This window comes from Streptosporangium sp. NPDC002607 (assembly GCF_053592655.1).
Genome location: NZ_JBSFWD010000088.1, coordinates 1 through 23,413, shown reverse-complemented (window position 1 = coordinate 23,413; position 23,413 = coordinate 1). Strand labels below are relative to the sequence as shown.

At 65.8% G+C, this 23,413-nt stretch carries 26 protein-coding genes; 9 read left to right on the top strand and 17 right to left on the bottom strand.

Annotated elements, in window-relative coordinates; all coding sequences use genetic code 11:
• Positions 1-487: 487 nt before the first annotated feature.
• Complete coding sequence (locus ACWD3H_RS45135) at positions 488-1,039, bottom strand: TetR family transcriptional regulator (protein WP_451959423.1); 552 nt, start codon at positions 1,037-1,039, stop codon at positions 488-490.
• Positions 1,040-1,218: 179 nt separating this feature from the next.
• Between ACWD3H_RS45135 and ACWD3H_RS45130 the strand changes: the two genes are divergently transcribed.
• From ACWD3H_RS45130 to ACWD3H_RS45115, 4 genes are all read left to right on the top strand, one after another.
• Positions 1,219-2,394 (top strand): NAD(P)/FAD-dependent oxidoreductase, encoded by a 1,176-nt coding sequence (locus ACWD3H_RS45130; RefSeq protein WP_451959422.1) that lies wholly within the window; start codon positions 1,219-1,221, stop codon positions 2,392-2,394.
• Positions 2,395-2,469: 75 nt separating this feature from the next.
• Positions 2,470-3,684, top strand: a complete 1,215-nt coding sequence (locus tag ACWD3H_RS45125) for a cytochrome P450 (protein WP_451959421.1) — start codon at positions 2,470-2,472, stop codon at positions 3,682-3,684.
• Positions 3,685-3,757: 73 nt separating this feature from the next.
• On the top strand, positions 3,758-3,958 hold the full coding sequence (locus ACWD3H_RS45120) for a ferredoxin (protein WP_451959420.1): 201 nt from the start codon (positions 3,758-3,760) through the stop codon (positions 3,956-3,958).
• Positions 3,959-4,179: 221 nt separating this feature from the next.
• Entirely contained in the window at positions 4,180-4,533 is a 354-nt protein-coding gene (locus tag ACWD3H_RS45115) for an SCO4225 family membrane protein (protein WP_451959419.1), read from the top strand.
• Positions 4,534-4,702: 169 nt separating this feature from the next.
• Here the strand turns inward: ACWD3H_RS45115 and ACWD3H_RS45110 are convergent, their stop codons facing one another.
• Positions 4,703-7,105: a 5'-nucleotidase C-terminal domain-containing protein gene (locus tag ACWD3H_RS45110; protein WP_451959418.1), complete on the bottom strand. Its 2,403-nt coding sequence runs from the start codon at positions 7,103-7,105 to the stop codon at positions 4,703-4,705.
• A gap of 308 nt (positions 7,106-7,413) precedes the next feature.
• Here ACWD3H_RS45110 and ACWD3H_RS45105 point away from each other — a divergent pair, with 308 nt between their 5' ends.
• Positions 7,414-7,545, top strand: a complete 132-nt coding sequence (locus tag ACWD3H_RS45105; protein WP_451959417.1) for a hypothetical protein — start codon at positions 7,414-7,416, stop codon at positions 7,543-7,545.
• A 16-nt stretch (positions 7,546-7,561) separates the two neighbouring features.
• Here ACWD3H_RS45105 and ACWD3H_RS45100 read toward each other — a convergent pair whose 3' ends face one another.
• The 8 genes from ACWD3H_RS45100 to ACWD3H_RS45065 all read right to left on the bottom strand — a co-directional run bounded on the left by ACWD3H_RS45100 (position 7,562) and on the right by ACWD3H_RS45065 (position 14,887).
• The gene (locus tag ACWD3H_RS45100; RefSeq protein WP_451959425.1) at positions 7,562-8,458 is read right to left on the bottom strand and encodes an aminoglycoside phosphotransferase family protein; all 897 of its coding nucleotides are present in this window, start codon (positions 8,456-8,458) and stop codon (positions 7,562-7,564) included.
• 274 nt (positions 8,459-8,732) lie between these two features.
• Positions 8,733-9,098: a hypothetical protein gene (locus ACWD3H_RS45095; protein WP_451959416.1), complete on the bottom strand. Its 366-nt coding sequence runs from the start codon at positions 9,096-9,098 to the stop codon at positions 8,733-8,735.
• A gap of 66 nt (positions 9,099-9,164) precedes the next feature.
• On the bottom strand, positions 9,165-10,778 hold the full coding sequence (locus tag ACWD3H_RS45090; RefSeq protein WP_451959415.1) for an ABC transporter permease: 1,614 nt from the start codon (positions 10,776-10,778) through the stop codon (positions 9,165-9,167).
• On the bottom strand, positions 10,775-11,743 hold the full coding sequence (locus ACWD3H_RS45085; protein WP_451959414.1) for an ATP-binding cassette domain-containing protein: 969 nt from the start codon (positions 11,741-11,743) through the stop codon (positions 10,775-10,777). Before ACWD3H_RS45085 ends, ACWD3H_RS45090 begins: the two co-directional genes overlap by 4 nt.
• A 43-nt stretch (positions 11,744-11,786) precedes the next feature.
• The gene (locus ACWD3H_RS45080) at positions 11,787-12,230 is read right to left on the bottom strand and encodes a hypothetical protein (RefSeq protein ID WP_355549460.1); all 444 of its coding nucleotides are present in this window, start codon (positions 12,228-12,230) and stop codon (positions 11,787-11,789) included.
• A gap of 160 nt (positions 12,231-12,390) precedes the next feature.
• Positions 12,391-13,713, bottom strand: a complete 1,323-nt coding sequence (locus ACWD3H_RS45075) for a sensor histidine kinase (protein ID WP_451959413.1) — start codon at positions 13,711-13,713, stop codon at positions 12,391-12,393.
• A gap of 144 nt (positions 13,714-13,857) precedes the next feature.
• Positions 13,858-14,511, bottom strand: coding sequence for a response regulator (locus ACWD3H_RS45070; RefSeq protein ID WP_451959412.1), 654 nt, complete (start codon positions 14,509-14,511; stop codon positions 13,858-13,860).
• Positions 14,512-14,620: 109 nt separating this feature from the next.
• The gene (locus tag ACWD3H_RS45065) at positions 14,621-14,887 is read right to left on the bottom strand and encodes a hypothetical protein (protein ID WP_451959411.1); all 267 of its coding nucleotides are present in this window, start codon (positions 14,885-14,887) and stop codon (positions 14,621-14,623) included.
• 92 nt (positions 14,888-14,979) lie between these two features.
• On the opposite strand from ACWD3H_RS45065, the gene ACWD3H_RS45060 reads away from it, so the two are divergent.
• Positions 14,980-15,465, top strand: a complete 486-nt coding sequence (locus ACWD3H_RS45060; protein WP_355549451.1) for a DUF6609 family protein — start codon at positions 14,980-14,982, stop codon at positions 15,463-15,465.
• Positions 15,466-15,622: 157 nt separating this feature from the next.
• On the opposite strand, the gene ACWD3H_RS45055 is transcribed toward ACWD3H_RS45060, so the two are convergent.
• From ACWD3H_RS45055 to ACWD3H_RS45045, 3 genes are all read right to left on the bottom strand, one after another.
• Entirely contained in the window at positions 15,623-15,913 is a 291-nt protein-coding gene (locus ACWD3H_RS45055; RefSeq protein WP_451959410.1) for a hypothetical protein, read from the bottom strand.
• 12 nt (positions 15,914-15,925) lie between these two features.
• A complete protein-coding gene (locus tag ACWD3H_RS45050; protein WP_451959409.1) occupies positions 15,926-16,081 on the bottom strand; it encodes a helix-turn-helix transcriptional regulator in 156 nt (51 codons plus the stop codon).
• Positions 16,082-16,601: 520 nt separating this feature from the next.
• Positions 16,602-16,772, bottom strand: a complete 171-nt coding sequence (locus ACWD3H_RS45045) for a hypothetical protein (RefSeq protein WP_451959408.1) — start codon at positions 16,770-16,772, stop codon at positions 16,602-16,604.
• A gap of 301 nt (positions 16,773-17,073) precedes the next feature.
• Here ACWD3H_RS45045 and ACWD3H_RS45040 point away from each other — a divergent pair, with 301 nt between their 5' ends.
• Complete coding sequence (locus tag ACWD3H_RS45040; RefSeq protein ID WP_451959407.1) at positions 17,074-18,387, top strand: AAA family ATPase; 1,314 nt, start codon at positions 17,074-17,076, stop codon at positions 18,385-18,387.
• Positions 18,380-18,979 carry a hypothetical protein gene (locus tag ACWD3H_RS45035; protein WP_451959406.1) on the top strand — a complete coding sequence of 200 codons (600 nt, stop codon included), beginning with the start codon at positions 18,380-18,382 and terminating at the stop codon, positions 18,977-18,979. Before ACWD3H_RS45040 ends, ACWD3H_RS45035 begins: the two co-directional genes overlap by 8 nt.
• Before the next feature lie 206 nt (positions 18,980-19,185).
• Here ACWD3H_RS45035 and ACWD3H_RS45030 read toward each other — a convergent pair whose 3' ends face one another.
• Positions 19,186-19,836, bottom strand: coding sequence for an HAD family hydrolase (locus ACWD3H_RS45030; protein ID WP_451959424.1), 651 nt, complete (start codon positions 19,834-19,836; stop codon positions 19,186-19,188).
• Positions 19,837-19,902: 66 nt separating this feature from the next.
• Between ACWD3H_RS45030 and ACWD3H_RS45025 the strand changes: the two genes are divergently transcribed.
• Positions 19,903-21,504, top strand: coding sequence for an MFS transporter (locus ACWD3H_RS45025; RefSeq protein ID WP_451959405.1), 1,602 nt, complete (start codon positions 19,903-19,905; stop codon positions 21,502-21,504).
• Between the two features lie 60 nt (positions 21,505-21,564).
• On the opposite strand, the gene ACWD3H_RS45020 is transcribed toward ACWD3H_RS45025, so the two are convergent.
• From ACWD3H_RS45020 to ACWD3H_RS45010, 3 genes are all read right to left on the bottom strand, one after another.
• Entirely contained in the window at positions 21,565-21,894 is a 330-nt protein-coding gene (locus ACWD3H_RS45020) for a YnfA family protein (protein ID WP_355619656.1), read from the bottom strand.
• Positions 21,895-22,203: 309 nt separating this feature from the next.
• Positions 22,204-22,650 (bottom strand): MerR family transcriptional regulator, encoded by a 447-nt coding sequence (locus ACWD3H_RS45015; RefSeq protein WP_451959404.1) that lies wholly within the window; start codon positions 22,648-22,650, stop codon positions 22,204-22,206.
• Complete coding sequence (locus ACWD3H_RS45010; RefSeq protein WP_451959403.1) at positions 22,647-22,979, bottom strand: hypothetical protein; 333 nt, start codon at positions 22,977-22,979, stop codon at positions 22,647-22,649. Before ACWD3H_RS45010 ends, ACWD3H_RS45015 begins: the two co-directional genes overlap by 4 nt.
• Between the last annotated feature and the right edge of the window lie 434 nt (positions 22,980-23,413).

The following is a 23,413-nucleotide window of genomic DNA, read 5'->3' as shown; positions in this document are numbered from 1 at the left end:
ATTTTTGTGTGCTGTTTATTATAGTTTGTTTATTTGTCATGTGTAGTCGACCGCTGGCCAGTCGCACCCCGCCGCCCCCGGGGGCTCCTCTGCGGTGTGGCAGGGGTAGCGGGCGGTTGCCCGCCGGAACGGTCCTGAACCCTTCGAGGCGAACCGGCACCTGGCACGCCTCCAGGCGGCCGTCAACGGACCCGCCCCGATCTCGCCGGGGTGCGGAAAGCCGGAGCGATCTCCCCGGCGGGGGACGGCGACGGCGAGGCCACCCGGGAAGCCGGGGCCATGAAGGTGTCGCAGGCGCCGGGAGACCAGGCATCGAAACCGCGTCCCAGCCGGTGAACGCGGTTCTTGCCCGGACTCCCCACCCGGCAGACGCCAGGCACGCCGGTCAGGTGTCCGAAACGCGCTCGTTATCGGCGCCGTCGGCATCCTCGGCACGGCATTCGCCGTGGCCCTGTCCGCCCCGGCCAGCGCCGACGACACGTGACGATCAGACGTCGATGCCCTTGCGCAGGAGCAGCCAAGCACGGTCGGCGGTCTCACGCCGGGTGTCCGCCGGTATCTTGGCCAGGAGCGCCGCGATCATGCCGATGGCCGTGACCAGGTCGTCGGCGGTGACGTGCTCGCGTACCCGGCCGGCCTCCCGCGCCTCGGAGAGCAGGCCCTCCAGCAACTCCGACACCCGGCCGCGCACATGGATGAGGCGCGCGTCGGCCGAGGCGCTGACCACGTCGATGAACGCGGTCGAGGTGATGGCTCGCTCGGTCATCAGCGCCAGCATGTCGTCGAGGGTGGTGCCGGGCTCCGCGGCGAGCACTTCGATCTCCCTGACGCCGTCCTCGAACACGGCCAGCGCGAGACTGACGCGGTCGGGGAAGTGCCGGTACAGGCTGCCCTGGCCGACTCCGGCCGCACGTGCGATCGAGGTGAGCGGCGCATCGTATCCATCGGCGGCGAACACCTCGCGGGCCGCCTCGATCAGCGCCGCCCGGTTCTCCGCCGCGGCGCTGGGGCCTCTGTTGGGTCGCCGTGCGCTGAACATGACACCTACCGTAGCAACCGGACTATATCATCCGGTTTGTTGACTCCAGACTTCAACACCTCTCGACACATGTCAATGACAGGGTCTACGGTAGCAACCGGACGGTTCAGTCCGGTTGCGGTGGCACGTCACCACCACGGCTCGCCGCCATCGCCCGCTTCGATCGAAAGGAACCGCGCTTGACCAGCCCTGAGAACGTCCTGATCGTGGGCGCTTCGGCAGGCGGCCTCGCCGTGACGGAGGCACTGCGGCGCAAGGGCTACCGCGGCGAACTCACCGTCGTGGGCGCCGAACGGCACCCTCCCTATGACCGGCCGCCGCTGTCGAAGCAGGTGCTGGCGGGCACCTGGGAGAGTGAGAAGGCGCACCTGCGCTCCCGAGACGACCTCGCCAGGCTGGAGGCGGAGTTCGTGCTCGGCGATCCGGCGACCGGACTGGACGCCGCCGCCCGCGAGGTCCGAACCGCCTCCGGCCGCGTCCTGCGCGCGCAGACCGTGGTTTTGGCCACCGGCCTGGTTTCCCACCGGCTCCCCGGTCAGGACGACCTGGCGGGCGTGCACGTCCTGCGCACCCTCGACGACGCCCTCGCCCTGCGCCGGAGCCTGACCACGGTGGACAAGCTCGTCGTCATCGGCGAGGGCGTGCTGGGCGCGGAGATCGCCGCCACCGCCTGCGGCATGGGACTCGACGTCACCCTCGCCGGCCTCGGCCACGCCGTCATGGCCGACCAGCTCGGCGGCCTGGTCGGCACGGCGCTCACATCGCTGCACGCCGGTCGCGGCGTCCGGCTCCGGCTCGGCGTCGCCGCCGAGGCCCTCACCGGCGACGACGGCCGCGTCACCGGAGTGCGGCTGGCCTCCGGCGAATCGCTGCCCGCCGACGCCGTCGTGGTGGCGATCGGATCCCGCCCGGCCACAGGCTGGCTCGACGGCAGCGGGCTGGCCATCGGCGACGGCGTCGAATGCGACTCACGCTGCCGCGCCGCCCCAGGCGTCTACGCCGTCGGCGACGTGGCCTCTTGGCACCACGAAGGGCTGGGCAGGCGATTGCGACTGGAGAACCGCACCAACGCCGTCGAGCAGGCGCAGATCGTGGCGGCCAACATCCTGGGCGAGGACCGCCCGTATGTCCCCATCCCCTACTTCTGGACCGACCAGTACGACGTCAAGATCCAAGCACACGGCTTCCTCACCCCCGAAGCTCAGGTGAACGTGATCGAAGGCGCCCCCGAGGAGAACCGATTCGTCGCCCACTACAGCGTCGGCGGCCACATCACCGGAGTGCTCGGCTGGAACATGGCCAAGGCCGCCCGGGTGCACCGCCAGAACATGGTCGAAGCTCTCGCACGGCTGTGAGCGCTCGCGACCCGATGCCGAAGCAAGGTCACACCCCGTCAACGACCACAAAAACGCCCTTCCGAGGAGAAGCCGATGAGCCAGAACGAGCAGGTCCTGAGCTATCCCATGTCCAGTGAGGCGGCGTTGGAGCCGCCGGCGGAGTGGGCGGAGCTGCGCCGGCAGTGCCCGGTCGCGCGGATCACGTTGCCCAGCGGTGACGAGGCGAAGCTGCTGACCCGTTACGAGGACGTCAAGCAGGTGCTGGCCGACCCGCGCTTCACCCGCCTGCTGAACGCACCCGACGCGGCCCGGCTGTCGGACAACGAATCCGGCGGGGTGTTCAACACCGAGATGGCCCAGATCATCCCCGACAGCGGGGAGGGTCACCAGCGGTGGCGGCGTCTGGTCGGCAAGTACTTCACCGCCAAGCGCATGGCCGCGCTGCGGCCCGTCATGGCGGAGATCGCCGAGCGGCTCATCGACGACATGGTCAAGCGCGGCGGGCCCGGCGACCTCAAGGCGTCCCTGGGTTTCCCGCTGCCCGTGTACGTGATCTGCGACCTGCTCGGAGTTCCCGCCGCCGACCGGGACCGCTTCGCCCACTGGTCCGACGCGCTGCTCAATCTCACCCGCTACAGCCAGGCGGAAATGGACGCGGCGCAGACCGAGTTCGTCCAGTACATGTCCGACCATGTCACCGCCAAGCGGGAGCGGCCGGGCGACGACCTGCTCAGCGCGCTGATCAAGGAGAGCGCCGCCGAGGGGCAAGGTCTGACCGACGTCGAACTGCTGGTCACCGGGATGGCGCTGCTGGTGGCCGGGCACGAGACCACCGCGAACATGATCGGCAAGATGGTCTCCATGCTGCTGGTCGACCGCGCCCGCTGGGAACGGCTGCTGGCCGACCCGTCGCTGGTGCGTTCGGCGGTGGAGGAGTCGCTACGGTTTGACGCCAACTCCGGCTTCGGCCTGCCGCGCTACCTGAAGGAGGAGACCGAGGTCGACGGGACGGTGCTGCCGCGCGGCACCACGGTGATCTGCAGCATGGCCGCGGCCAACCGCGACGAGAGCGTCTTCGACGGCGCCGGCGACATGGACCTGAGCCGCAGCCCGAACCCCCACCTGGCCTTCGGCTCCGGCGCGCACTCCTGCCTGGGCCAGTCGCTGGCCCGCACCGAACTGCAGGTCGTGCTCGAGGTGCTGCTGCGCAAGCTGCCGTCCCTGCGACTGGCCGTCCCGGCGGAGGAATTGCAGCGGGTGGACGGCCTGGTGGTCGGCGGCCTGCGCGAAGTCCCGGTGCACTGGTGACGCCGCTCCTGTGGGCCAACACGACGCGCGTACGAATGCCGGTGACACCCGGCCGGCCAGAGAGGAACCCCGCATGAAAGTCACCGTGGACGAGGCCAAGTGCTGCGGCGCGGGCCAGTGTGTGCTGATCGCACCAGAGGTGTTCGACCAGCGCGAGGACGACGGCATCGTCATCCTGCTGGAGTCCGAACCGGCCGAAAACCTGCACGCCATGGTGCGTGAAGCCGCCGCCGTCTGCCCCGCGGCCGCCATCGAGGTAAGCGAGAGTGCCTGAACGTTCTTCGCGGACGTGATGCCGATGCTGCGGCTTCCCCGCTTGCCGCAACGAGAAGCCGCAGCACGAGGACTGTCCACGCCGCCGCACGGCCCTCCCACCGCCCGTCGTCCGGGCGTGCGGCCGTGGGCGACAGTCCCCCCATCGTCATCTAAGTACCTGTACTCAAGCCCGCACATCCCAGACGATGCAGACTCCGGATCATGCGACCGATACGAGCCGTGAGCCGCTATGTCTCCCGATACGACCGGGGCACCTTCGCCCTGGTCATCGCCGGCTCCTACGCGCTGCTCGTCATCGCCGCAACCAGCTACGTCGAAATCAGCACCCGCCAACCGGGCAGCCAGGGCTTGGAGGCACTGGTGCTGCTCGCGATCACCTCCCCGACCTCGCAGCTCTTGATCTTCCTGCCAGTTGCCTCGCTCAATCCGACGATCTCTCTTTTGATGTACACCGTCACCGGACTGTTCCAAGCGTGGATCCTCTGGCTGATCGCACGCGGGCGCAGGAAAAGCGCGCCTCCGGCGGCGGCGCCCGGCTCCGGGACGACCGACGTTCCAACGCAAGAGCCGTAGATGGCTGAGAGGCTGGTCAGAATCGTGCGCCGCGCAGGGCCGGGGGCCCTTGGGGAGAGGCACGTCAGTCGGCGCCGGTGGAGCTATGAGGCTCCACCGGCGCCGAGCTGTGATGCGCCCAGCTACCAGCTGAGCGGTCGCCGCTCCCGTTGAAAGCGCGACAGGTATGTCAGCGGACGGTGTGCCGGTAGGTGTGGGAGTAAGAGTCCCCGGCCTTCGGCGTCACGACGAGGGTGAACGTGGTCTGGCTTCTGTCCTCGGAGGGTACTCCGGCGGCGTCGACACCCACCTGAACCGTACAGGTGATTTCGTTCGTCTGCCCGGCGCGAAGTTGCACGTTATCGCACCCCTTCACGTGGCCGTACTGAGGCGTGACATTCGCGACAGCGCCGGCGAACTCGGTGCTGACCCATACGGTGAATTTCGCGGTATGGGGCCTGCCACGCTGAAGGATGTCGGGTAGCCCGTCGGAGTCACCGAACTCCACACCGAATCCGGTGCCGCTGACAGCCACGGTGGTCGGGCTGTTGGAGGCGCTGCTGTCGACGACCACGTTTCCCGTGTAGGTCGTGCTGGCGGTCGGCTGGAACGCCACGGACACGTCGCAGGAGGCGGCCGAGGCCAGCTGGCCCTTGCACGTGTCATCGGAGACGACGAAGCCCGAGGGCACTTCGACGGAGTTGACGGTGATCGTGGACTGGCTGGTGTTGGTGAACCGCACCGCCATCGGCTCGCTTCGTTCCCCTGTCCGCTGCTTTCCGAAGCTGAGTGCGGTGGAATCGGGGGTCAGGGTGGGGACGGTGTCCAGGACCAGGACCGGCTGGCCTTGGACCACCAGACGCCAGTCGACCTTTGCGAATTCGGCCGGGTCGATGGTCTTGTGCTTCACAACCCAGTCGATGATTTCGTCCCTCACCTCGGTCAGTGGGTTGAAGACGATCGGAGCACTGGCGATGTGGGGTGCGTTGCCACCGCCGTTCTGACGATAGTTGTTGGTCGCGACCACGAACTCCTTGGCGGGGTCCAGGGGCGCCCCGGCGTAGGAGAGGTTGACGATGCGCTGTCCGGCGGGCTGGGAAATGTCGATGTCGTAGGTCAACCCCCCTGCGACGTCGTAGTTGTAGGCCGGGCCGTTACCGGCCACGGTCCCCGGCCTGAACGGGCCGGGCGTCGACACCTGCTTGAAGTACTTCGCCGACCACTCCAGGAAGTCCTTCATCTGGGCGCCGTTCATCTTCACGCCGATCAGCGTGTTGTCGTAGATGTACGCTCCCGCCATGTCACGAATCGTGACGTTTCCCTTGGGGATGACGGCCTTGGCGTCGAAAGGCGCGGCCAGAGAGAGGACCGGGAGGGCTGCCTCGGGGGTGCCCGCGAGCCCCTTCTTCACGACCTCCGCCTGGACGTAGTTGATGAAGTCCAGCGCGGGCACGTCCTTGTAGTGGGCCTCACGCATTGGCATCGTCTCAGGGGATTGCCCGATGACGCCATTGACGTGGTCGACCACCTTCTGATGTGCCGCGCTCGTCAAGGCGACGATCTTCGGGTCGTCAGCCACGGTGCTCGCCTGCAGCAGCTTGGACGACTTCGAGGCCACGCTCCACTGACCGTTGACCTTCGCGAAATCGATGTCGATGACACCAAGAGCCTTGCCCCAGGAGCCTGCCATGGTGACAAGCACCTGCTTACCCGTGGCCTTGTTGGTGACGAGCTGCTGCGGGATCTCGTTGTGAGAATGCCCGGCGATGATCACGTCGATGCCGGGGACCTCCTGGGCGAGCAGCGTGGAGGCATTCTCGGGGAATGGGATCTGGTCGCCGTACGATGAGCCCGTGCTGGTGCCGGAGTGGACGGAGGCGACGAGGATGTCCACACCCTGATCGCGGATGATCGGTACGTACTTCTTCGCCTCTTCGACGATCCCGTTGAACCGAAGTCGCCCTTCAACGTTGGACTTGTCCCAGATGGCGGAGCCAGGTGTGGTCAGACCGAGGATGCCGACGCGGATCGGATCGCGCCCCTCGATCGACATCGTCTTGATGATGTAGGGGGTGAAGGCAGGCTCGCCGCTGTTCCAGTCGTGTACGTTGGCGCCGAGTATCGGGAAGTCGACTTGCTTTTCGAACGTGCGCAGAGTCTCGATCCCGTAGTTGAACTCGTGGTTGCCCAAGGTCATGGCGTCGTAGCCGAGCGCGTTCATCGCTTGGGCCATCGGGTGAACCGTGCCCTTGGTGATCGGCTCGGTCCTGGCGTAGTAACTACCCAGCGGCGTGCCTTGAATCGTGTCGCCGTTGTCGAGCAGCAGCGTGTGGTCTCGCCCCTTCTCGGCCCGGACCTTTTCGACGAGGCTGGAGACCCTGGTCAGACCACGCCCTGTGTCCGCTTTGTCCGCATAGTAGTCCCAGTTGAAGAGGTGGGTGTGTAGGTCGGTCGTGTTCATGACCGTGACCGAGACGCTGTCGTCGGCGGCCGGCTCGGCATATGCGGCCGGCACTCCTATCGCGACGAGGCCCGCTATCGCGAGGGTGACGATGCCTGCTCGTCCGCGAGAGCCAATCGAGATTCTTGGCACGCTGGACAGTCCTTCCTTTTCGGTTGGCCCAAATGGATCGCCAGCATAGGACCTATCTCGAACCCCGCGGTGAACACGAAATTACGCACACCCCTCGGTGACCTGGCCGTTTCAACGGTCCGGCCAAGGATTTCCAGTTGACTCGCCAGGGCTACAAAATCGGACAACGTGGAATCGTTTTCTGGAGATGCGCGCGGGCTCGGTTACAACGGTTCGATAGCCGGGCGTCGATGACAGGCCGCAGCGTGCGTCGTTCGTCCACAGCGCCTCGGCGCCGGGCATCTCCGCTCAAGGACCTCATGGCCCGGATGGGGCACGACAACCTGAGGGCGGCGATGATCTACCAACACGCCGTACGTGGGGCGGACACGGTGATCACCGATGCGATCAACGAGCAGATCCAAGCGCGGGATGTGGCCGATGAGAAGCCCGCAGGATGATCCAGATCATTCAAGCTCAGGCGAGCGATTTGTCTGCCATGATGCGTTCCATGGTGCGTTGGCCCATCCTGCTCATGGCCGGGTTGGTTTCGAGGTAATACCAGACGACCCCCATCGCCTGTACGAAGGCCCACGCTTTGCCTCGCTCCCATTCAAGGTCGTCACACCCGAGGTCCATGCGGAGCACCTGCCGCGGCCCGGCTTCGAGCAGATGCCAGGCACTCACGAGATCCAAAGCAGGGTCGGCCGGTCCGAAGCCGCCGACGTCGAGAATTCCGGCCAGCCGACCAGCGCACACGAGCACGTTGCCAGGAATGAGATCACCATGGGTCATCATGTCGGCTGCTTCGCGCGGCAGACTTCGAAGATCTTTCCACATTTGGCGAAGCCGGCGAACGTCCAGGAGTTGTTCGCTGTGCTTGAAACAGGTCTCCATCCACGCGTCGTGGGATTGAAGGTCGCCTCCCCGGCCCTTGCCGGCAAACGATCGGCCACGCGTGTCGAGTGCGCGCAGCTCATTGATGAGATCGGCAAGGTCGTGGGCAAATGCGATAGATTCGCCCGGGTCCTCGTTGGTGGCCACGACGCCGGGCAGCCAAGTCTGCACCGACCACGGAAGCGGGTATCCCGCGCCGGGTTCACCGAGCGCGACCGGCTCGGGCGTGGGAAACCGTGTGCGACCTGCCAGCTCGCGGGCTGCTTCCGCTTCGGACTCCAGCCAGCGTCGCGTCGAGTCGACGTCCTCGGGCTGTAGAGGGAACCGAGCTGTGAAACGGTCGCCGATACGAAAGATGGCGTTGACCGTCCCATGGGCGGCGATGCCCGTGATGGGCAGTCTCCGCCACTCGGGGAACTGCTCATCTACCAAGGTGCGCACTGTCTCCGGGGTCACCGTCAGCTGGTTGGCGTGCATCTTCACACCGGGAGCCTTCCGCGTCCCAGTCTTCTCCTGCAACGTGTTTTCGGCTTTTCGGCCCCCGCATGGCGGCTTCGGGCCATGCCGCCAACCGTAAGACCGAACAGGCTCGGAAACGATCGAGACCCGGGTCGGGATCCACTCCCTGACCTGGGCCGCTATCGACGCCTGTCGCGAGACTGCGAGTACCTGATCACGACCTCGGAAAGTGCCATCGGTACCTGTGCCGCCGAGGCGCCCGCAGGTGATGTGCGACCGTCCCGCCGCCGGTTCAGTTGCCGCCCCCGTTCAGCGCGTAGCATTCCACCTCGGAGCGGCGATAGGTGAGGCCGCTCCGCACGGAGTCCTGCACGCACTGCTTCTCGCTCTTGCTCAGCTTGAGTTCGCCGCACACGGTGATGCTGGAGTACGTCCGGCAGTCGAGGCCGGGGTTTCTCGCCCCGATGATGTAGGTCCGCCGGACCTCCGCGCGGCACTCCCGCCGGGCGGCGCTGGTATCGGCGTACCTGCACTGGTTGAGGAGGATCCGATATTGCTCCCGGCTGACCTGTTGTTTGCCCACGCCGTCCATCGGGTGTCCGGCGCCGGCGAGCGTGGTCATCGCGGCGAGCGCCGCAACACAGATGATCTTATTCATAGCGCACCCCCACTGCTACCTAACGTTACATTCCACCCATATCGCGCGACCAGGTGGGATGCCGGATCACCTCACGGCGTGCCGTGCCGTACGGACCGCCAGGGCGGCGCACACCAGGAGTAGGGCGAGGCCGCCCACGGCGAGCGGCGACGGCCCGGCCGGAAGCCCTCCCGACTTGACCACGCCCATGTAGTCCAGCGCCGCGACGCCGTTGAAGGCCAGGTACCACAGGCCGAGGTAGACGACCTGGAAGACCCGGTGGGTACGGCAGGCCACGCCGAGAGCCAGCGCGAGCGCGGGAACCAGGAGCGCGCCCCCCGCCCAGGCACCCGCCCCGGCCCAGTCGGCCGTGGCGGCCATCCGCACCGCGGGCGCGATCCCGGTCACGACGGTGAGCGCCACCCCGGCCGCCCACTCCGCCAGAAGCCCGCGCCGCATCGTCGGGTAGGCGCCGAGCAGCCCCTCCAGGCCGTGTTCGACTCGCTGGGTGCCCAGGCGGGACCAGACCAGCACCGGCCATACCCAGGCGAGAGGGAGCAGCGTCGCGGGCTCCGGAGTGGCGAAACCGGCCACGGTCACGGCCACGACCACGAGCCACCACCACGGCGAGACGCCCCGAAGGAGGACGCGCAGCTCACCCGCGAGGAGCCGCCAGAAGGCCCGGCCACGTACCGGCGCCGTCATCGTCACCGGGAACCCGGGACGGCCGACGGGTCCGCCCATGCCGGGCTCTCCCCGGACACCGCGCGGGAGGTCTCCGAGGATCTCGTCCTGAGCCCCCTCCCGGGCCTTGCCCGGCTCGGACAACACGGTGCCGGGACCGCGCGCGGGATCGAACCTGCCGAACCAGAGCGCGGGCAGCAGCGCCACGGCGATCCCCACCGCGAGAAGGACCAGCCGACCCTCCAGGAAAGCCGCGTCGGGGGTGAAGCCGTCCCATCGGAAGGTGCGCAACGGCTCGGCCACGGACGTCAGGCCGAGGCTGAACTCCCGGCCGCTGACGTCGATCCCTTGCTCGACCAGGGCGGCGCGCATCGACTCGGCCGCCTGGCGCACCCCGATGCCCCCGAGAGGAGCGTTCCGCGTCTGTCCTCCCATCAGCAGAACCATCGAGACGACGAACCAGACGACGTTCCCCACGCCGCCCCGCAGCAGCGGCACGGTCTCGAACAGCACCGCCGCCGCAGCCGTCAGCACCAGCGGGGGCAGCGTGATCAGCGCGAAGGGAAGCAGCAGCGCGATCGGATCGAGCGCGCCGGACTCGCCCCGCGCGAACTGCATCAGCGGCGCCGCCACCGCGAGCACGCCCGCCATCGAGGCGAGCACCAGGAAGTTGCTGAGGAACTTCCCGATCAGATATGCCGATATGCGGAGCGGCGAGGCGGCGAGGATGTGCCCCACACCGGTGCGCTCGTCGCGGGCGATCGCGTCGCGTACGACGTAGAACCCGCCCATCGTGAGCCACAACGCGCCGGCGAGGGCGGTGACCGTTCCGATCCATGCGCTGGTGTAGACGCCTCGGTACCCCCCGACATCCATGATCACCCAGTGGGAGCCCGCGTCCGGCACGGCCAGGCAGGCGAGGCCGACCGCCGCCAGCAGGGTCACCGCGTACGCGGGACGCCGTACCCGCTCCCGGAAGTCGGCGACGGCGAGCGCGATCGGCGCCCGGGCGGTCACCGGGTCACCGCCCGTCCACCTGTGCCCCCCGCGGTGCCCACGGCCTGCGGAGCCCGTGCGGCGGGACCGTTGATGACGGCGAGATACACATCCTCCAGGTCGGGCGCCACCTGTACGGCGTCGCCTCCCGGCGGCGTGGGCGACAGGAACCGGAGGCGCGTCCCGCCCGCCGTACGGATCATGCGGCTGATCACGTACCGCTCCCGCATGGCGACGGCGTCGGACGGCCCGGCGACCGCCTCCCACACCTGGCCGTCCACCTCCCTCAGGAGCTCCTCCGGGCTGCCGCGTCGCAGCAGCCGTCCCCGGGCCACGATCGCGATGTCGGACGCCACGGACTCGATGTCGGAGACGATGTGCGTCGACAGCAGCACCACCCGGTCCGCCGCCAGGTCGCTGAGCATGGTGCGGAACCGTACCCGCTCCTCCGGGTCGAGCCCGGCCGTCGGCTCGTCCACGATCAGCACCCGGGGATCGCCCAGCAGGGCCTGGGCGATCCCGACCCGGCGCAACATGCCGCCGGAGTACGCGCCCAGGGGCCGCCGACCGGCCTCGGTGAGGTTGACCAGTTCGAGCAGTTCGCCGATGCGCACCCGCGCCGAGCGGGCCGACACCCCCTTGACGGCGGCCAGGTAGGAGAGGAACTCCCTGGCCGTCAGGTGGGGATAGACGCCGAAGTCCTGCGGCAGATAGCCGAGAGCCGCGCGGAGCGCGTCCGGCCGGGACACGACGTCCGTCCCCTCGAAAAGGACCTTTCCGCGAGTCGGGCGGGTGACCGTCGCGGCGACCCGCATCAGCGACGACTTCCCCGCCCCGTTGGGGCCGAGGAGACCGAGCAGTCCTGCGCCGAGACGCATGGAGATGCCGTCCACGGCCCGTTTACCTCCCTTGTAGACCTTGGAGACATCCACCAGTTCGAGCATCGGTGTGCCCGTCGTCGCCGCATGATGCGATGTGCCGTTCACCCGTTTTATCCATTTCATCGGTGTAGTTCGGTGTAGTTCGGGGTCATTTCACGCCGGTGGAGGCGGCGGCGGCGCCCGTGCCGGCTGTGCCGGTGGAAGGCTTGCCGGCCGAGGGCGTACCGCGCAGGTCCGTCTTGCGGCCGTCGCGCAGGACCTTGACCTCGCGCGGCACCTCGACCCTGAACCGGGCCGAGCAGTCGGCCCACCCGGAGCAGTCGGCCCGCAGGTTGAGCGTCTTCCCGTCCAGGGACCAGCTCGACGACGGATTGGTGCCCTTCACGTCGAACCAGAGGGTGACCTTGATGTCCTTCCTGTCCGCCGCGACCAGGTCCGTCGGGGTTTCGTGCGCCCGCACGTCCAGCGTCCTGCCGCTGAACGGGAAGGTCGTCTGGTGCGGTGTCGCGTTCGAGGCGTCCGCGCAGCCGGTGAGGGCCGCCGCGGCCACGAACGCCACCAGGGCACACGTCATCGTCTTGCGCGTAATCATCAGATCCTCCGATGCGTGGGGATTGGGCATCCCGAGCAGGATCCAGCCTCTCGGCGCTCGGTGACATCTGCCGTTCGGCAGATATCCGGCGCCTTCCCCACGCCCGTGCCGCTGGAGGCGCGGCACGCGTTTCGGCGGGTCCCCGCCCCCCTGATCGGACCTACAGCGTCACGGCGCGCGAAGGAGAACCAGGGCCCGTCCGGGCGTTCGGCACCGGTAGAACTGCTCTGACCTGCCACCCCTTCCCATGGCGGCCGGTGGTGAGCGTGCCTCCGAGCGCCTCGACCCGCTCGGCCAGGCTGATCAGGCCGGTACCCCCGCCAGGCCGGTCCTTCCCCGTCAATGCCTGCGGGCGGTCGCGCCGATCGCCGCCCGCCCCTCCCCTCCAAACCGTGAGGACGCCCGCACCGGCCACGCCGCCGTCGTCGACGACGGACACCTCCAGTGCGGAATCGGCGGTACGGACGGTCGAGACGAGCACCCGGGTCGCCGAGGGCGCGTGTCTCCGTACGTTGGTCAGCGCCTCCAGCACCACGGCGTAGGCGGTGCTTTCGATCTCTCGCGGCAGCGTTCCGGCCGTCTCGTCGGCCGGCTTCTCCGGCCGTTCGCCGTTCGGATCACTACTCCGATCATCGGCCGGTTCTTCGGCCCGCTGGAGTTCGGCCGGGATCCCTCCCGTCGCGGAGAACCGGCCGACCAGGTCGGGCAGGTCCGCCAAGCCGTACATCCTGGTCGGGGGCGGCTCCGCCGCGGCTCGCTCGTCCGGGTCGCGCAGCGCGCTCACCATGTGGTCCATCGACGCGAGCGCCCGCAGCCCGGCCTCCTCGATGCGTACGGCGAGGGCCCGCGCCCCCTCCGGATCCTGGTCGGCGAGTTGCGCCGCCTGGGCCTCCAGCACGATGCCGGTGACCTCGTGGGCGACGAAGTCGTGCAGGTCCCGGGCCACGTCGAGCCGCTGGGCCCGGCGTGCCCGTGCCACCGCGCGCACCCGCCGGTCGTCCAGAGACCTGAGGTACAGCGCGATACCGGCCACCACCGCCACGGGTAAGAAGGACATGAAACAGACGAGGATCGACGTCTCCGCCGTCGGGTTGGGCATGCGCAGCGTGAGGCGCAGGGGCAGTTCGAACGTGACCGCGACGCCCAGGGATGCCCCGATCACCGCCGCCTGCCATCCCGGCAGCCGCCGTACCACCCTCCCGAGGAGGAGCAGCAACGCGCACATCTCGACGGGAAGCCAGAGCCCGACGAACTGGTGCCGTCCCTGGTAGACGAATGCGACGGCGAAGGAGACCACCGTGACCAAGCCCGCCGCCCCGGCGAGCGTGATCCCCCGGTACGGCCAGCGCGACAGTGCGGCGGCCATGGCCAGCGTGGCCGAGCAGGCGACGACGAGCGCGCTCGGAGGCGCGAGTACGGCCGGGACCGGCACCATCACGACGACCATGGCGCACAGGAAGGCGCGGATCCGGCTTCGGGTCATGAATGTGAGCGTACGCAGCGCTATCGACCAGCGTTGTCTTGATAAATCTGGATATTCACCGTCCCGGCTGGGGACCCGGCCATCCCGTATCGCATGCCAGACGATCTTCGATGCTCCGCCCCGTCTCGCAGAAGCAGGGCCCTGTCATCGGGGACGGGCGTAGCCCATCTCCCAGGCGCGTACGGCGATGCCGACCCGGTTCCGCACGCCGAGTTTGCGCTGGACGCTCGCCACATGGGTCTTGACGGTGCCCGGCGAGATGAACAGTTCGGCGGCGATGTCGGCGTTGGTCTTGCCCTCGGCCACCTGACCGGCGATCTCGATCTCCCGCTCGGTAAGCGGCTCGGCCAGCGGCCCCTGCCCCGGTCCTGATCCGGTGACGTGCTTCAGCAGTCGCACCGTCACGGACGGGCTGATCAGGCTGTCCCCCGCCACAGCGGCCCGGACCGCCTCGATCAGGAGGGCAGGACCCGACCGTTTGAGCAGGAACCCGGACGCGCCGTGGCGCAGCGCCGGATAGACGTACTCGTCGAGGTCGAAGGTCGTCACAACGACGACACGGACCGGGGTGGCCACGTCGGGACCGGCGAGCAGCCTGGTCACCTCCAACCCGTCCATTCTCGGCATGCGGATGTCGACCAGCGCCACGTCCGGCTGGAACCTCCGGGCCATCTCGACCGCGGTCACCCCGTCTGCGGCCTCGCAGACGACCGTCATGTCCGGCTGGCTCTCCAGGATGCGGCGCAGGCCGCGCCGCACCATCTCCTGGTCGTCGGCGATCAGGACACGTATGGTCATCCGCCCATTCTCCCAGCTCTCCGCCTCTCACCGCGCCGCCGTACGAGGCGGTGGGACACGCGCGAGCCGTGGCCTGCCCTGCACGCCGCCGTGAAGCCCGGCCTCCCTGTCAGCCCTGCTCGACGCCCAGGTACGTACGGTGATGCTTCGGGGTGTCGATCTCGTCGAGCAGCGCGATCGCGAAGTCGGCGTAGGAGATGCGGCCGTCCGCGCCGGCCGGGGCCGTGCGGTACCGGCCGGTGCGATCGCCGCCGTGGTCGAAGTCCCCCGCCGGGCAGACCGAGCGACTCCGGCCAGCGCCATACCGCCGACGGATCTCGCACGTGAACATCAGGCCCCGGAAGCGCGCCCGGCCGACGGCCTCATCATTGATCACCGTTCTGCAATAATGCCTGATCTTTACCTTTGGGGAAGGTTAGAGCCTACATGTCGTTAATTGTCGTATCCGTCGCAGATCATCCATATCCATTGATCCGCGGAGGCGGCCTCTTCCTGGTCTTCGTCGGCCTGGGCTTCCTGGGAAGCTGGGCGTTCAACAAGTACTGGATCCAGTTCCTCATCGGCGGGTTCATCACGGGATTCACCGCGAGCGGCCTCAGCGCACTGCTCCCGAGCCTCGGCAGCCCGTCGTTCGCGCACATCGCCGGGCTCGTCGGCTCCTTCGTCATCGAGGCGGGCCTGATCTATCTGGTCCTCACGAAGAACAAGGACGCGGACGAGCGGACGCTGATCCTCAGCATCCTTTTCGTCGTCGGCCTGCACTTCCTGCCGATGGGTCTCGCCCACGGTCCGCTGATCACGATCCTGGGCGTCCTGACGGCGATCAACGCGTTCGTCGGACTGCGGCTGGCGCGCGAGGTGCCCACCCCCGTGTTCGGGGTCGTCGACGCGGTGCTCAAGCTCGGATTCGGCGCCGTGATGCTCTTCGCCTACCCGGCCCTGACCTTCAGCTGACGTCGCCCGCGGGTACGGGGATCCCGGCATCGTGAGATCAACATGACCTGGAGCTGACGCGCGTACGGGCCGGGCGGGACATCATCTTCCCGTCCGGCCCGGGTGCCGGATCCTGGGTCCTACCGGAGGGTGCTCCCGTCTTCAAGCTGGGAGCGGGTCAGAGGCGATGGTCCCAGTCGAGCCGGCCCGCGCGCAGATCGTCGGCGAGACCTCGGACGTAGTTCAGCTCGGTCATGACCATGGCCCGCTGGTATTCGGACTCCACGAGGAAGAGCCGGGGCAGGAACTCCGCGGTCGCGGCCAGATCGGCGTCGAGGTCCGAGAGTCGCACCTCCAGGGAGGCGACGCGTTCCTCCAGCGCGGCCGCGACCTCGCCGGGCGCCGGCACGACCACGAAGGCGAGCGCGGCGGGGAACTCGGGGAACTCGCGAGCGGGCGTGCTCAGCATCGTCCGCGTCCACTACCGCAGCGTTTCCCTGCCCGCCTCGGTCGGCTCGTAGGCCGTGCGCTCCGGGCGGTTCTCCTCGCACGAGGTCTCGCGGACCGCGATCAGTCCGGCACGGAGCAGCCGGTCGATCGTCTGGTAGACGCTGTTCCGCTGCGCGACGTTGACCACGTCGTCTCGGTGACGCGCTGGTCGGCTGAGGTGTTCAGTACGAAGAGGGTCCCGGAAGCCGTCCGGGACCCTCTGGCGTTCCCTGGGTCGCCTTCCGCTCGTGAACCGCTCGGAAAGCCCGGAACGACCCAGGAAAACGCCTTCAAGATCATTGCACGCATATTGGTGGAGTCGTGACATGCGGCTGCCTGCGGCTGCATGTCCCGGAAAAGCAAAAGAGCCCCTCGCGGGGCTCTGAGCTGGGAAGATCCAGCGTGGCAGGTGCGACTCGAACCTGCGTAGGCTGAGCCGACGGTTTTACAGACCCACCGCGAAAGCGCTCTGACCAGCAACTACACACTTGCGAGGAGCATTTTTGGCACACATTCGGCACAACCAGGCTTGAGAGTCCTTCGGGACACGCTCTGTTAAGTCCCCGCCCCTCTCGCATACTCCCTTGCATCACCTCCGTGCAGGAGAGCATCGGATTAGAAGTCAAGGGCACTATCAGGGCTTCCTATCCTTTCGACCTGCTAAAACATCATTTGATCTTGCGGCAGGTGACCTTGAGCACGTCGTTGAAGTAGGTCTCTAGATCTGTGGGGTCGAGTCCCCGCTCGGAGGCGATCTGCGTGACGAGCGTGTCGAGGTCGTCGACGAAGATCGTGTGCATGGCGTGGCTAGCGTGTTCGGGCCGCTGCTCGACGAACACGAACCGATGTTCCGCGAGTTCCCACACAGCCCCGTGTCGCTCGTGACGAACGTTGGCGGGGAACCCACCACCCGTTCGTACCACTTCAGGGCTACCGCGTACGCGGCGACCGGAGTCCCTGCGTACGCGGCGAGCGACATGCTGCGATCATATGGAGCCGACTGTTTGCGTAACCAACGGCAGGGTCTCCCTCGCCATCGCCTGTGCTCAGGCAAGCTGACGAATGGTGGCCATCGTACTGAGAGCTTACTCAAAAAGCTCTAGCATGATATAGAATACTTTCAAACAAGGCGGTGACGCAATGATAAAAAGCATCAAACTAAAGAATTTTAAAAGTTTTAGAGATGCCGAAGTGAGACTCGGCCCCGTCTCTATCATTCTAGGCGCTAACGGTGCAGGAAAATCTAACCTTTTCGATGCATTCCGCTTCCTAAAAGCAATCGGAGAAGGCAGATCCGTTAGGGACGCCATTGAAGGGCACACACTCCCCGGCAGTACAACTGGAGCTGTAAGCGGCATACGAGGCGGTAATTCAACCGTAACGCACCTTTCCAGCAAGAGCAAGAAGTTTGAACTAAGCGTGGAAATTAAAGTCGGCGACGATACGCTTAATTACTATGTCTGCGTTGACGCCGAACGGTATCGCGTTGTGCATGAAGAACTCAAATCCAAAAAGCATCCAGGAAACTATGTCTACAGCACGCGGCCGGACACCGGGCCACTCAAGCAAGACCCCGAATCCCCAATTGTTGTCGCTCGATTTCATAAAGTAAATCGTGGCATAAATCCACGGCGGGAGTTTTCCCCACATGAATTCATACTCTCACAGTTCGTTAGCCGCAGAGCGGAGAGTCGCCTAAACGAAGAGAAGGCAGCGATAGTCCGTGACGAGTTCGCTTCCGTATCTCCCCTAGAACTTCGACCCGAAGTTCTACGTCAGTATTCACCGCTAGGTCGGTTCGAATTAGGCGAACATGGGGAAAACTTCGCAGCCGTGGTGTGGCATCTAGAGCAGGACAGTCGACGGCGGAACGTATTAAGGCGTAACCCGGAAACTAAAGAGGTAGAGCGGGTAGACAACTTTGAGGCTCAAGCCAAATGGGAGGGAATCTGCTCATGGCTCTCCGAACTTACTCCTCGACCTATAACCTCAATAGAAGCCATTAGGTCTCCAACGGGAGAGGCTATCTTTGCCGTACGGGAAGAGCCCTATAGTGAACCTATTGCTGCTCCTTCTCTATCGGATGGGACTCTGCGATTTGCGGCTCTCGCCTTGGCTACTATAGGAGCCGAGAAAAGGAAGACGCTAGTAATAGAAGAGATAGAAAATGGCATAAACCCCACGAGGTTGTCTCTTCTAATCAGGATGCTAGAACAAGCGGTTGAGGAAAGTGGTGACGTACAAGTTATAGCGTCGACACATGCGCCATCGGTGTTGGATTACGCTTCAAAAGCAACTGTAAAGAATTCTGTAGTCATCGGCTGGGATCACGAGCGCATGTCATCACATCCTGTACGAATCGCAGATCTTCCCAAAATCGAGGAAATAACCACCAATCGCACCCTAGGAGAACTTCAATCCGAGGGCTGGCTGCAATTTGCTGCGGATGTATGAACTGATGAGCTATCGGATCGCTGTAGCATGCGAAGACCATACGTTGGACCAGTACATTATTGTCCCGGTCTTGAAATCCCTTTTATCCCACCTGGGAAAACCTCGTGCATATGTTCGAGTTATAACCGACCCCCGCATTACCGGAATCGACGTACTAAAAGCTCAAGCATCATCAATCTTGAATCGATATGCACCTCTCTCTGATCTTGTCGTATTCGCCCTAGACGCTGACGGTCATGATGGTCAAGCGGGCCGAAAAGATCGATATCTCGGATTCAGGGAAAGCATAAAATCGCACTCTTATAGCGAAAAGGCTGTAGTGGTAGCGGCTCAGCAGGAGATGGAAGTGTGGGCTCTCTGGGGGTCGCGCTCTGATATTCCCGAGCCATGGTCGGAGGTGCTGAAGGAGAATCACCCAAAAGAGTGCTTCTTTGACCCCCTCACGGATCGTGCAGATAAGAAAAAGCCAGGCAGGGGGCGCCAAAGGTTAATAGAAATATCGCTGTCGCAAGGCTGGGAGTCGATTGCTTCAGGGTGCCCGGATCTCAAGAGACTAGAAGCAGATGTCCGTGCCAAAATGACAGGAGATTAACTAGATCCCTATCGGGGCACGTCAGTAAATACGTCTACTGATTCCACTCGCTCTATTTGCCGGCCATCTCGCCGCGTTGCTCTGATTGACATCCAGTGCGCGATGGCAGTCGACTAGCACCAGCCCGAATAAGGCACATACCCCGGCGGCTTGATACCCGCGGAAAATTCCTCATCCCATGGGGGTAGATCCACTCGCGAACCCTTTTACAGGGCAGTGGCCAGTTCTTCCATACTTGTCACGACCACGTCAGCACCGGCCGCCGCAAGCCGATCTGCTTTGCCTGCTTTGTTGGCGTAGCCCACAGCGGTGATGCCTGCACTCTTGGACGCCTGCATGTCGGTCACCGAGTCACCGACCAGGAGCGTGAGCGCTGCATCCGCGCCGAGCTGGTCGGGTGCTTGCCGGACGAGATGAGGGTTCGGCTTCATGAGCCCCGGGTCAGGGTCCATCCGGGCCGAGATGAGATCAACGGCCGTTAAAAGGCCGTTTGCCTCCAAGAATGCGGTGACAGCGGCTACCGAGTTGTTGCTGACTATTGCAACTGACTTGTTCGCTTCTCCCGATCGCCGAATGAGATCGGCGGCACCCGGCGTCAGCCGTGCGGTCGCTGCTGCTTCGACTTCCAGATCAGTCAGTGTGTTGAGCGTCGCATGGTTGAGGTCCCTGCCGAGATCCGCGCTGAAGCGGAAGACCTCCATCGGATCGTCCTGCTCCTGCATACTCTGGGGCAGCTCCGCACCAGCAGCCTTGAGTATCACGCGCAGCCTGTCAGCTACTTCTGGCGCGGGGAATCCGGCGAAGACATCACAGATCGGCCCATCGAAGTCGAGAAGAACGTACCGGGCGCTCTGCATCACGTCCTGTACGGCCTGCCGCCCTGTCCGCGTTGTCACGGGATCTCTCTAGCCACGGTGGTCCACATGTTGTCGAAGCACATGCGGGACTGTCGTACCGCGATCACTGCCGAATTGTTCTTATGGGTTATCAAGGCGGCGGCGCGCCGCGCCACCGCACGACCCTCCCACCGCCCGCCCTGCAGGCATGCGTGGGCGCCGGTCCCGAACGGCGGCGGGAATCGGGCCGCCCGCCGCACCGCCACGCGCCGCACCCAACCAACCCGCCATACCGGGGCCGCACCGCCGCCCATAAGGTCGCTCCAGCCGCCGGCCCCAACCGCTTCGCGGCCCCTTCGGGATGCTTCGCATTGGCGCCGGCCGCTCCGCTCACCGCAAGAATCGAATCTGCCGAAGAACAGCACACCGGCTTACGACACACTGACGCTCATGCCTGAGCCCTCGGCGAGTGAGCCCAACCTCCCAGAGCAGCGATGGATGAACCCCGGAGTCGCCGGAATCGGAAGCGCCAGCTTACTCGCCGACGTCGGCCACGAAGTTCCCACAGCCCTCTTGCCCAGCCTGCTCACCACCACGTTGGGAGCACCCGCCGCAGCACTGGGCCTCATCGAAGGTCTCGCCGATGCTCTGGCCGGAGTCGGCCGCCTGACAGGTGGCGCACTCGCCGACGACCCTCAACGACGACGGACCGTAGCAGTCGGCGGATACACCACCACCGCGGTTCTCTCCTCCCTGCTGGGAGTGACCACCAACATCTGGCAGGCCGGAGCCCTACGCGCGGGAGCCTGGTTCGCCCGAGGTCTACGCGTCCCCGCCCGCAACGCCCTGTTGGCCGACCTGGTTCCAGCCAATGCCTACGGCCGGGCGTACGGGTTCGAGCGCGCGATGGACAACCTTGGAGCCATTGGCGGACCACTTCTCGCCCTGGGCCTGGTCGCCGTCTTCAACGTCCGGACCGCAATCCTCATCTCCGTCATTCCCGGCATCCTCGCCGCCCTGGCCATCATCTACGCCATCCGAAAAGCCGCCCAGCCAGCCGTACGCGAACGCATCCCGATCAGGCTGCGTATCCGGCCCGTTCTACGCGGGGACCTGGGCCGTCTCCTCGGAGCGATCACCGCTTTCGAGGTGGGCAACGTCGCCGCCACCCTGCTCATCCTGCGAGCCACAGAGCTTCTCACCCCCGCCCACGGCATCGAAGCAGCAACCAGCATCGCCCTGGGCCTGTACGTCGCCTACAACATCGCCGCGACCCTGGCATCCATCCCCGCCGGACACACCTCCGACCGACTCGGCAAGCGCGGCCCCATCCTCGTCATGACCGCAGGAATCACCCTGTTCGGCATCGCCTACGCCGCCTTGGCCTTCGACACCGCCAGCTACCTCCTGCTGGCCCTGCCCTTCATCGCCGCCGGTCTGGCCATCGGATGCGTGGAGACCGCCGAACACGCAGCCGTCGCAGCCCTGACCCCTACCGACCTACGTGGATCAGCCTTCGGCCTGCTGGCCACTGTCCAATCCCTGGGCAACTTCGCCGCCAGCGCCATTGCCGGACTGCTGTGGACCCTGGTCTCACCGAACGCCGCATGGGCCTACCTCGCCGCATGGATGGGTATCGCCCTCATCGGGATGCTGTTCACCCGTACCGGACGAGCTGCTGAGGTCTGATCAGCCGGATGCCCTCTATGCCGCCGTTCGAGGTGCCATGGCCTAGCTCAACTCTGACTATCAACGCGGGGCGTACATGATGACGGCGACGCCGATCAGGCACACCACGGCGCCGATGACGTCCCATCGATCAGGGCGGAACCCGTCGATGAGCATGCCCCAGGCCAGGGATCCGGCCACGAAGATGCCACCGTAGGCGGCCAGGATGCGGCCGAAGTTGGCATCCGGTTGCAAGGTGGCCACGAAGCCGTACAGGCCCAGGGCGATGATTCCAGCCCCGACCCACAACAGCCCACGTTGTTCTCTCACGCCCTGCCAGACCAACCAGGCACCGCCGATCTCGGCGAGCGCAGCCACCACGAACAGCAGGAGGGAACGAGCGACCGTCACAGCTGCGACTGTAGGGGATCGCTTTCGGTGGGCCGATGAGCCCCCGTACTCTGGCAGCCGCAGCCAGTTCCACCCGCGCATCCAGTAGTTTGCTTCCGCCTGCGCAGGAACCACACCAGCCCCCAAGCCAGCACAGCCACGCCCGCCAGGACCAGCGCCACTGTCGGCATAACGCCCGTAAGCGCGATGGCCCCGGTGCCCCCGATCACCCCGGCAGCCAGCAGCACAGGAAGCGCACAGCACGCGGCACAGGCCAACGCAGCCAAGCCCGTCAGACCAGCTGGGACCAGGCGCTTACGCCGGTCAGGATCAGTTGAGGTCGACATGCCGGCCCCCGTCCGCCAGGCCGGAGAACGGCAACGGGCAGCACGAACTCACCGCACACGCCACCAGGTCATCACACCCGGCGTCCACCGCTTGAACCAACGTGTCACGGATCGTCTGAAGGTCGGCGATCTTCTGTTCCACCTCGGCGAGCTTCGCTGTTGCCCGTGCCTGCAAACCACTGTCCGACGTGCCGTGACGATGCGCAGCCGCCTCAACCAGGTCGGCCACCTCCTCCAGCGTGAAGCCCAGCCGTTGCGCCACCTTGATCACACGCAGGACGGTCACGGTCTCCGGTGGATACAGCCGATGCCCCCCGTTACTACGCTGCGGCTCTTGCAACAGGCCCCGCCGGTGGTAGTAGCGCAACGTCTGAGCATTGACCCCCGCCGCTTCGGCGACCTCTCCGGTACGCAGCCACTCCCCGTTCACGACGCGACCCGGGGAGCCATTTTGATCGCCCGGACCGCCAGCCCGTCGAGCACCTTCGCGTGCACCGCCGGGACCTCGATATCCAGGGCCAGGCCATCACCACCAGGAGTAAGCGCGAAGGCGAAGAACGAGCAGCAACCCGTCTCACGGGCCGTCAGGTCACGCGTGGTCCTCTCTACTTCTGCTCCATCATCGAGGGTGAGCCGCAGGTGAGTCGGTCCCACGCGTTCCAGTCCACGCAGTGCGGAAGCGAACAGTTCATCGAACTCCGCCACTCGCAATGGCCGTTCCTCGGCCGGAAGCGTGCATTCAGCCGGTGCCCATTCCATGAGCCCTCCATGTATCAAGACCGCCTGTCCCTTATGCGAGCGATCCCTACAGTCCGACGGTAAGCCTGTACCCCGGTACAGGATGCAACCCCTGAAACCATGCCTCCGGCGGGGGCACTTCGGCTCCGGGAGGATCGACGTTCCAACATCAGGACCGTAAGCGGGTGGGGTGGAAGCCGGAGCTTGATCACGTGCCACGGGCGTGCCAGATCTCACGGGAAACGGTGGGGAATCACAGGGACTCACGGGGAGTCGTAGATCAGAAATGAAGAAGCCCCGCACCGCGTTTCCGCTGGTGAGAGGGCTTTTTCTGCTGGTGTGGCAGGTGCAGGACTTGAACCTAATGACTCTGTACGACCCCGAGTTTCCCGACTCGGGAGCTCATCCCGCTGACGTCTCGACTTGAACTGGAGCTTGGACTTCTCATCGCAGGC

Excerpts from the sequence above, each read along its gene's own strand:
- ACWD3H_RS45075 (WP_451959413.1), bottom strand. The coding sequence starts at position 13,713 with ATGACCCGAAGCCGGATCCGCGCCTTCCTGTGCGCCATGGTCGTCGTG.
- ACWD3H_RS45010 (WP_451959403.1), bottom strand. The coding sequence starts at position 22,979 with ATGGAATGGGCACCGGCTGAATGCACGCTTCCGGCCGAGGAACGGCCA.
- ACWD3H_RS45120 (WP_451959420.1), top strand. The coding sequence starts at position 3,758 with ATGAAAGTCACCGTGGACGAGGCCAAGTGCTGCGGCGCGGGCCAGTGT.
- ACWD3H_RS45070 (WP_451959412.1), bottom strand. The coding sequence starts at position 14,511 with ATGACCATACGTGTCCTGATCGCCGACGACCAGGAGATGGTGCGGCGC.
- ACWD3H_RS45025 (WP_451959405.1), top strand. The coding sequence starts at position 19,903 with ATGTTGTCGAAGCACATGCGGGACTGTCGTACCGCGATCACTGCCGAA.
- ACWD3H_RS45055 (WP_451959410.1), bottom strand. The coding sequence starts at position 15,913 with ATGCTGAGCACGCCCGCTCGCGAGTTCCCCGAGTTCCCCGCCGCGCTC.
- ACWD3H_RS45100 (WP_451959425.1), bottom strand. The coding sequence starts at position 8,458 with ATGCACGCCAACCAGCTGACGGTGACCCCGGAGACAGTGCGCACCTTG.
- ACWD3H_RS45095 (WP_451959416.1), bottom strand. The coding sequence starts at position 9,098 with ATGAATAAGATCATCTGTGTTGCGGCGCTCGCCGCGATGACCACGCTC.
- ACWD3H_RS45105 (WP_451959417.1), top strand. The coding sequence starts at position 7,414 with ATGGGGCACGACAACCTGAGGGCGGCGATGATCTACCAACACGCCGTA.
- ACWD3H_RS45080 (WP_355549460.1), bottom strand. The coding sequence starts at position 12,230 with ATGATTACGCGCAAGACGATGACGTGTGCCCTGGTGGCGTTCGTGGCC.
- ACWD3H_RS45125 (WP_451959421.1), top strand. The coding sequence starts at position 2,470 with ATGAGCCAGAACGAGCAGGTCCTGAGCTATCCCATGTCCAGTGAGGCG.
- ACWD3H_RS45135 (WP_451959423.1), bottom strand. The coding sequence starts at position 1,039 with ATGTTCAGCGCACGGCGACCCAACAGAGGCCCCAGCGCCGCGGCGGAG.
- ACWD3H_RS45035 (WP_451959406.1), top strand. The coding sequence starts at position 18,380 with ATGTATGAACTGATGAGCTATCGGATCGCTGTAGCATGCGAAGACCAT.
- ACWD3H_RS45040 (WP_451959407.1), top strand. The coding sequence starts at position 17,074 with ATGATAAAAAGCATCAAACTAAAGAATTTTAAAAGTTTTAGAGATGCC.
- ACWD3H_RS45030 (WP_451959424.1), bottom strand. The coding sequence starts at position 19,836 with ATGCAGAGCGCCCGGTACGTTCTTCTCGACTTCGATGGGCCGATCTGT.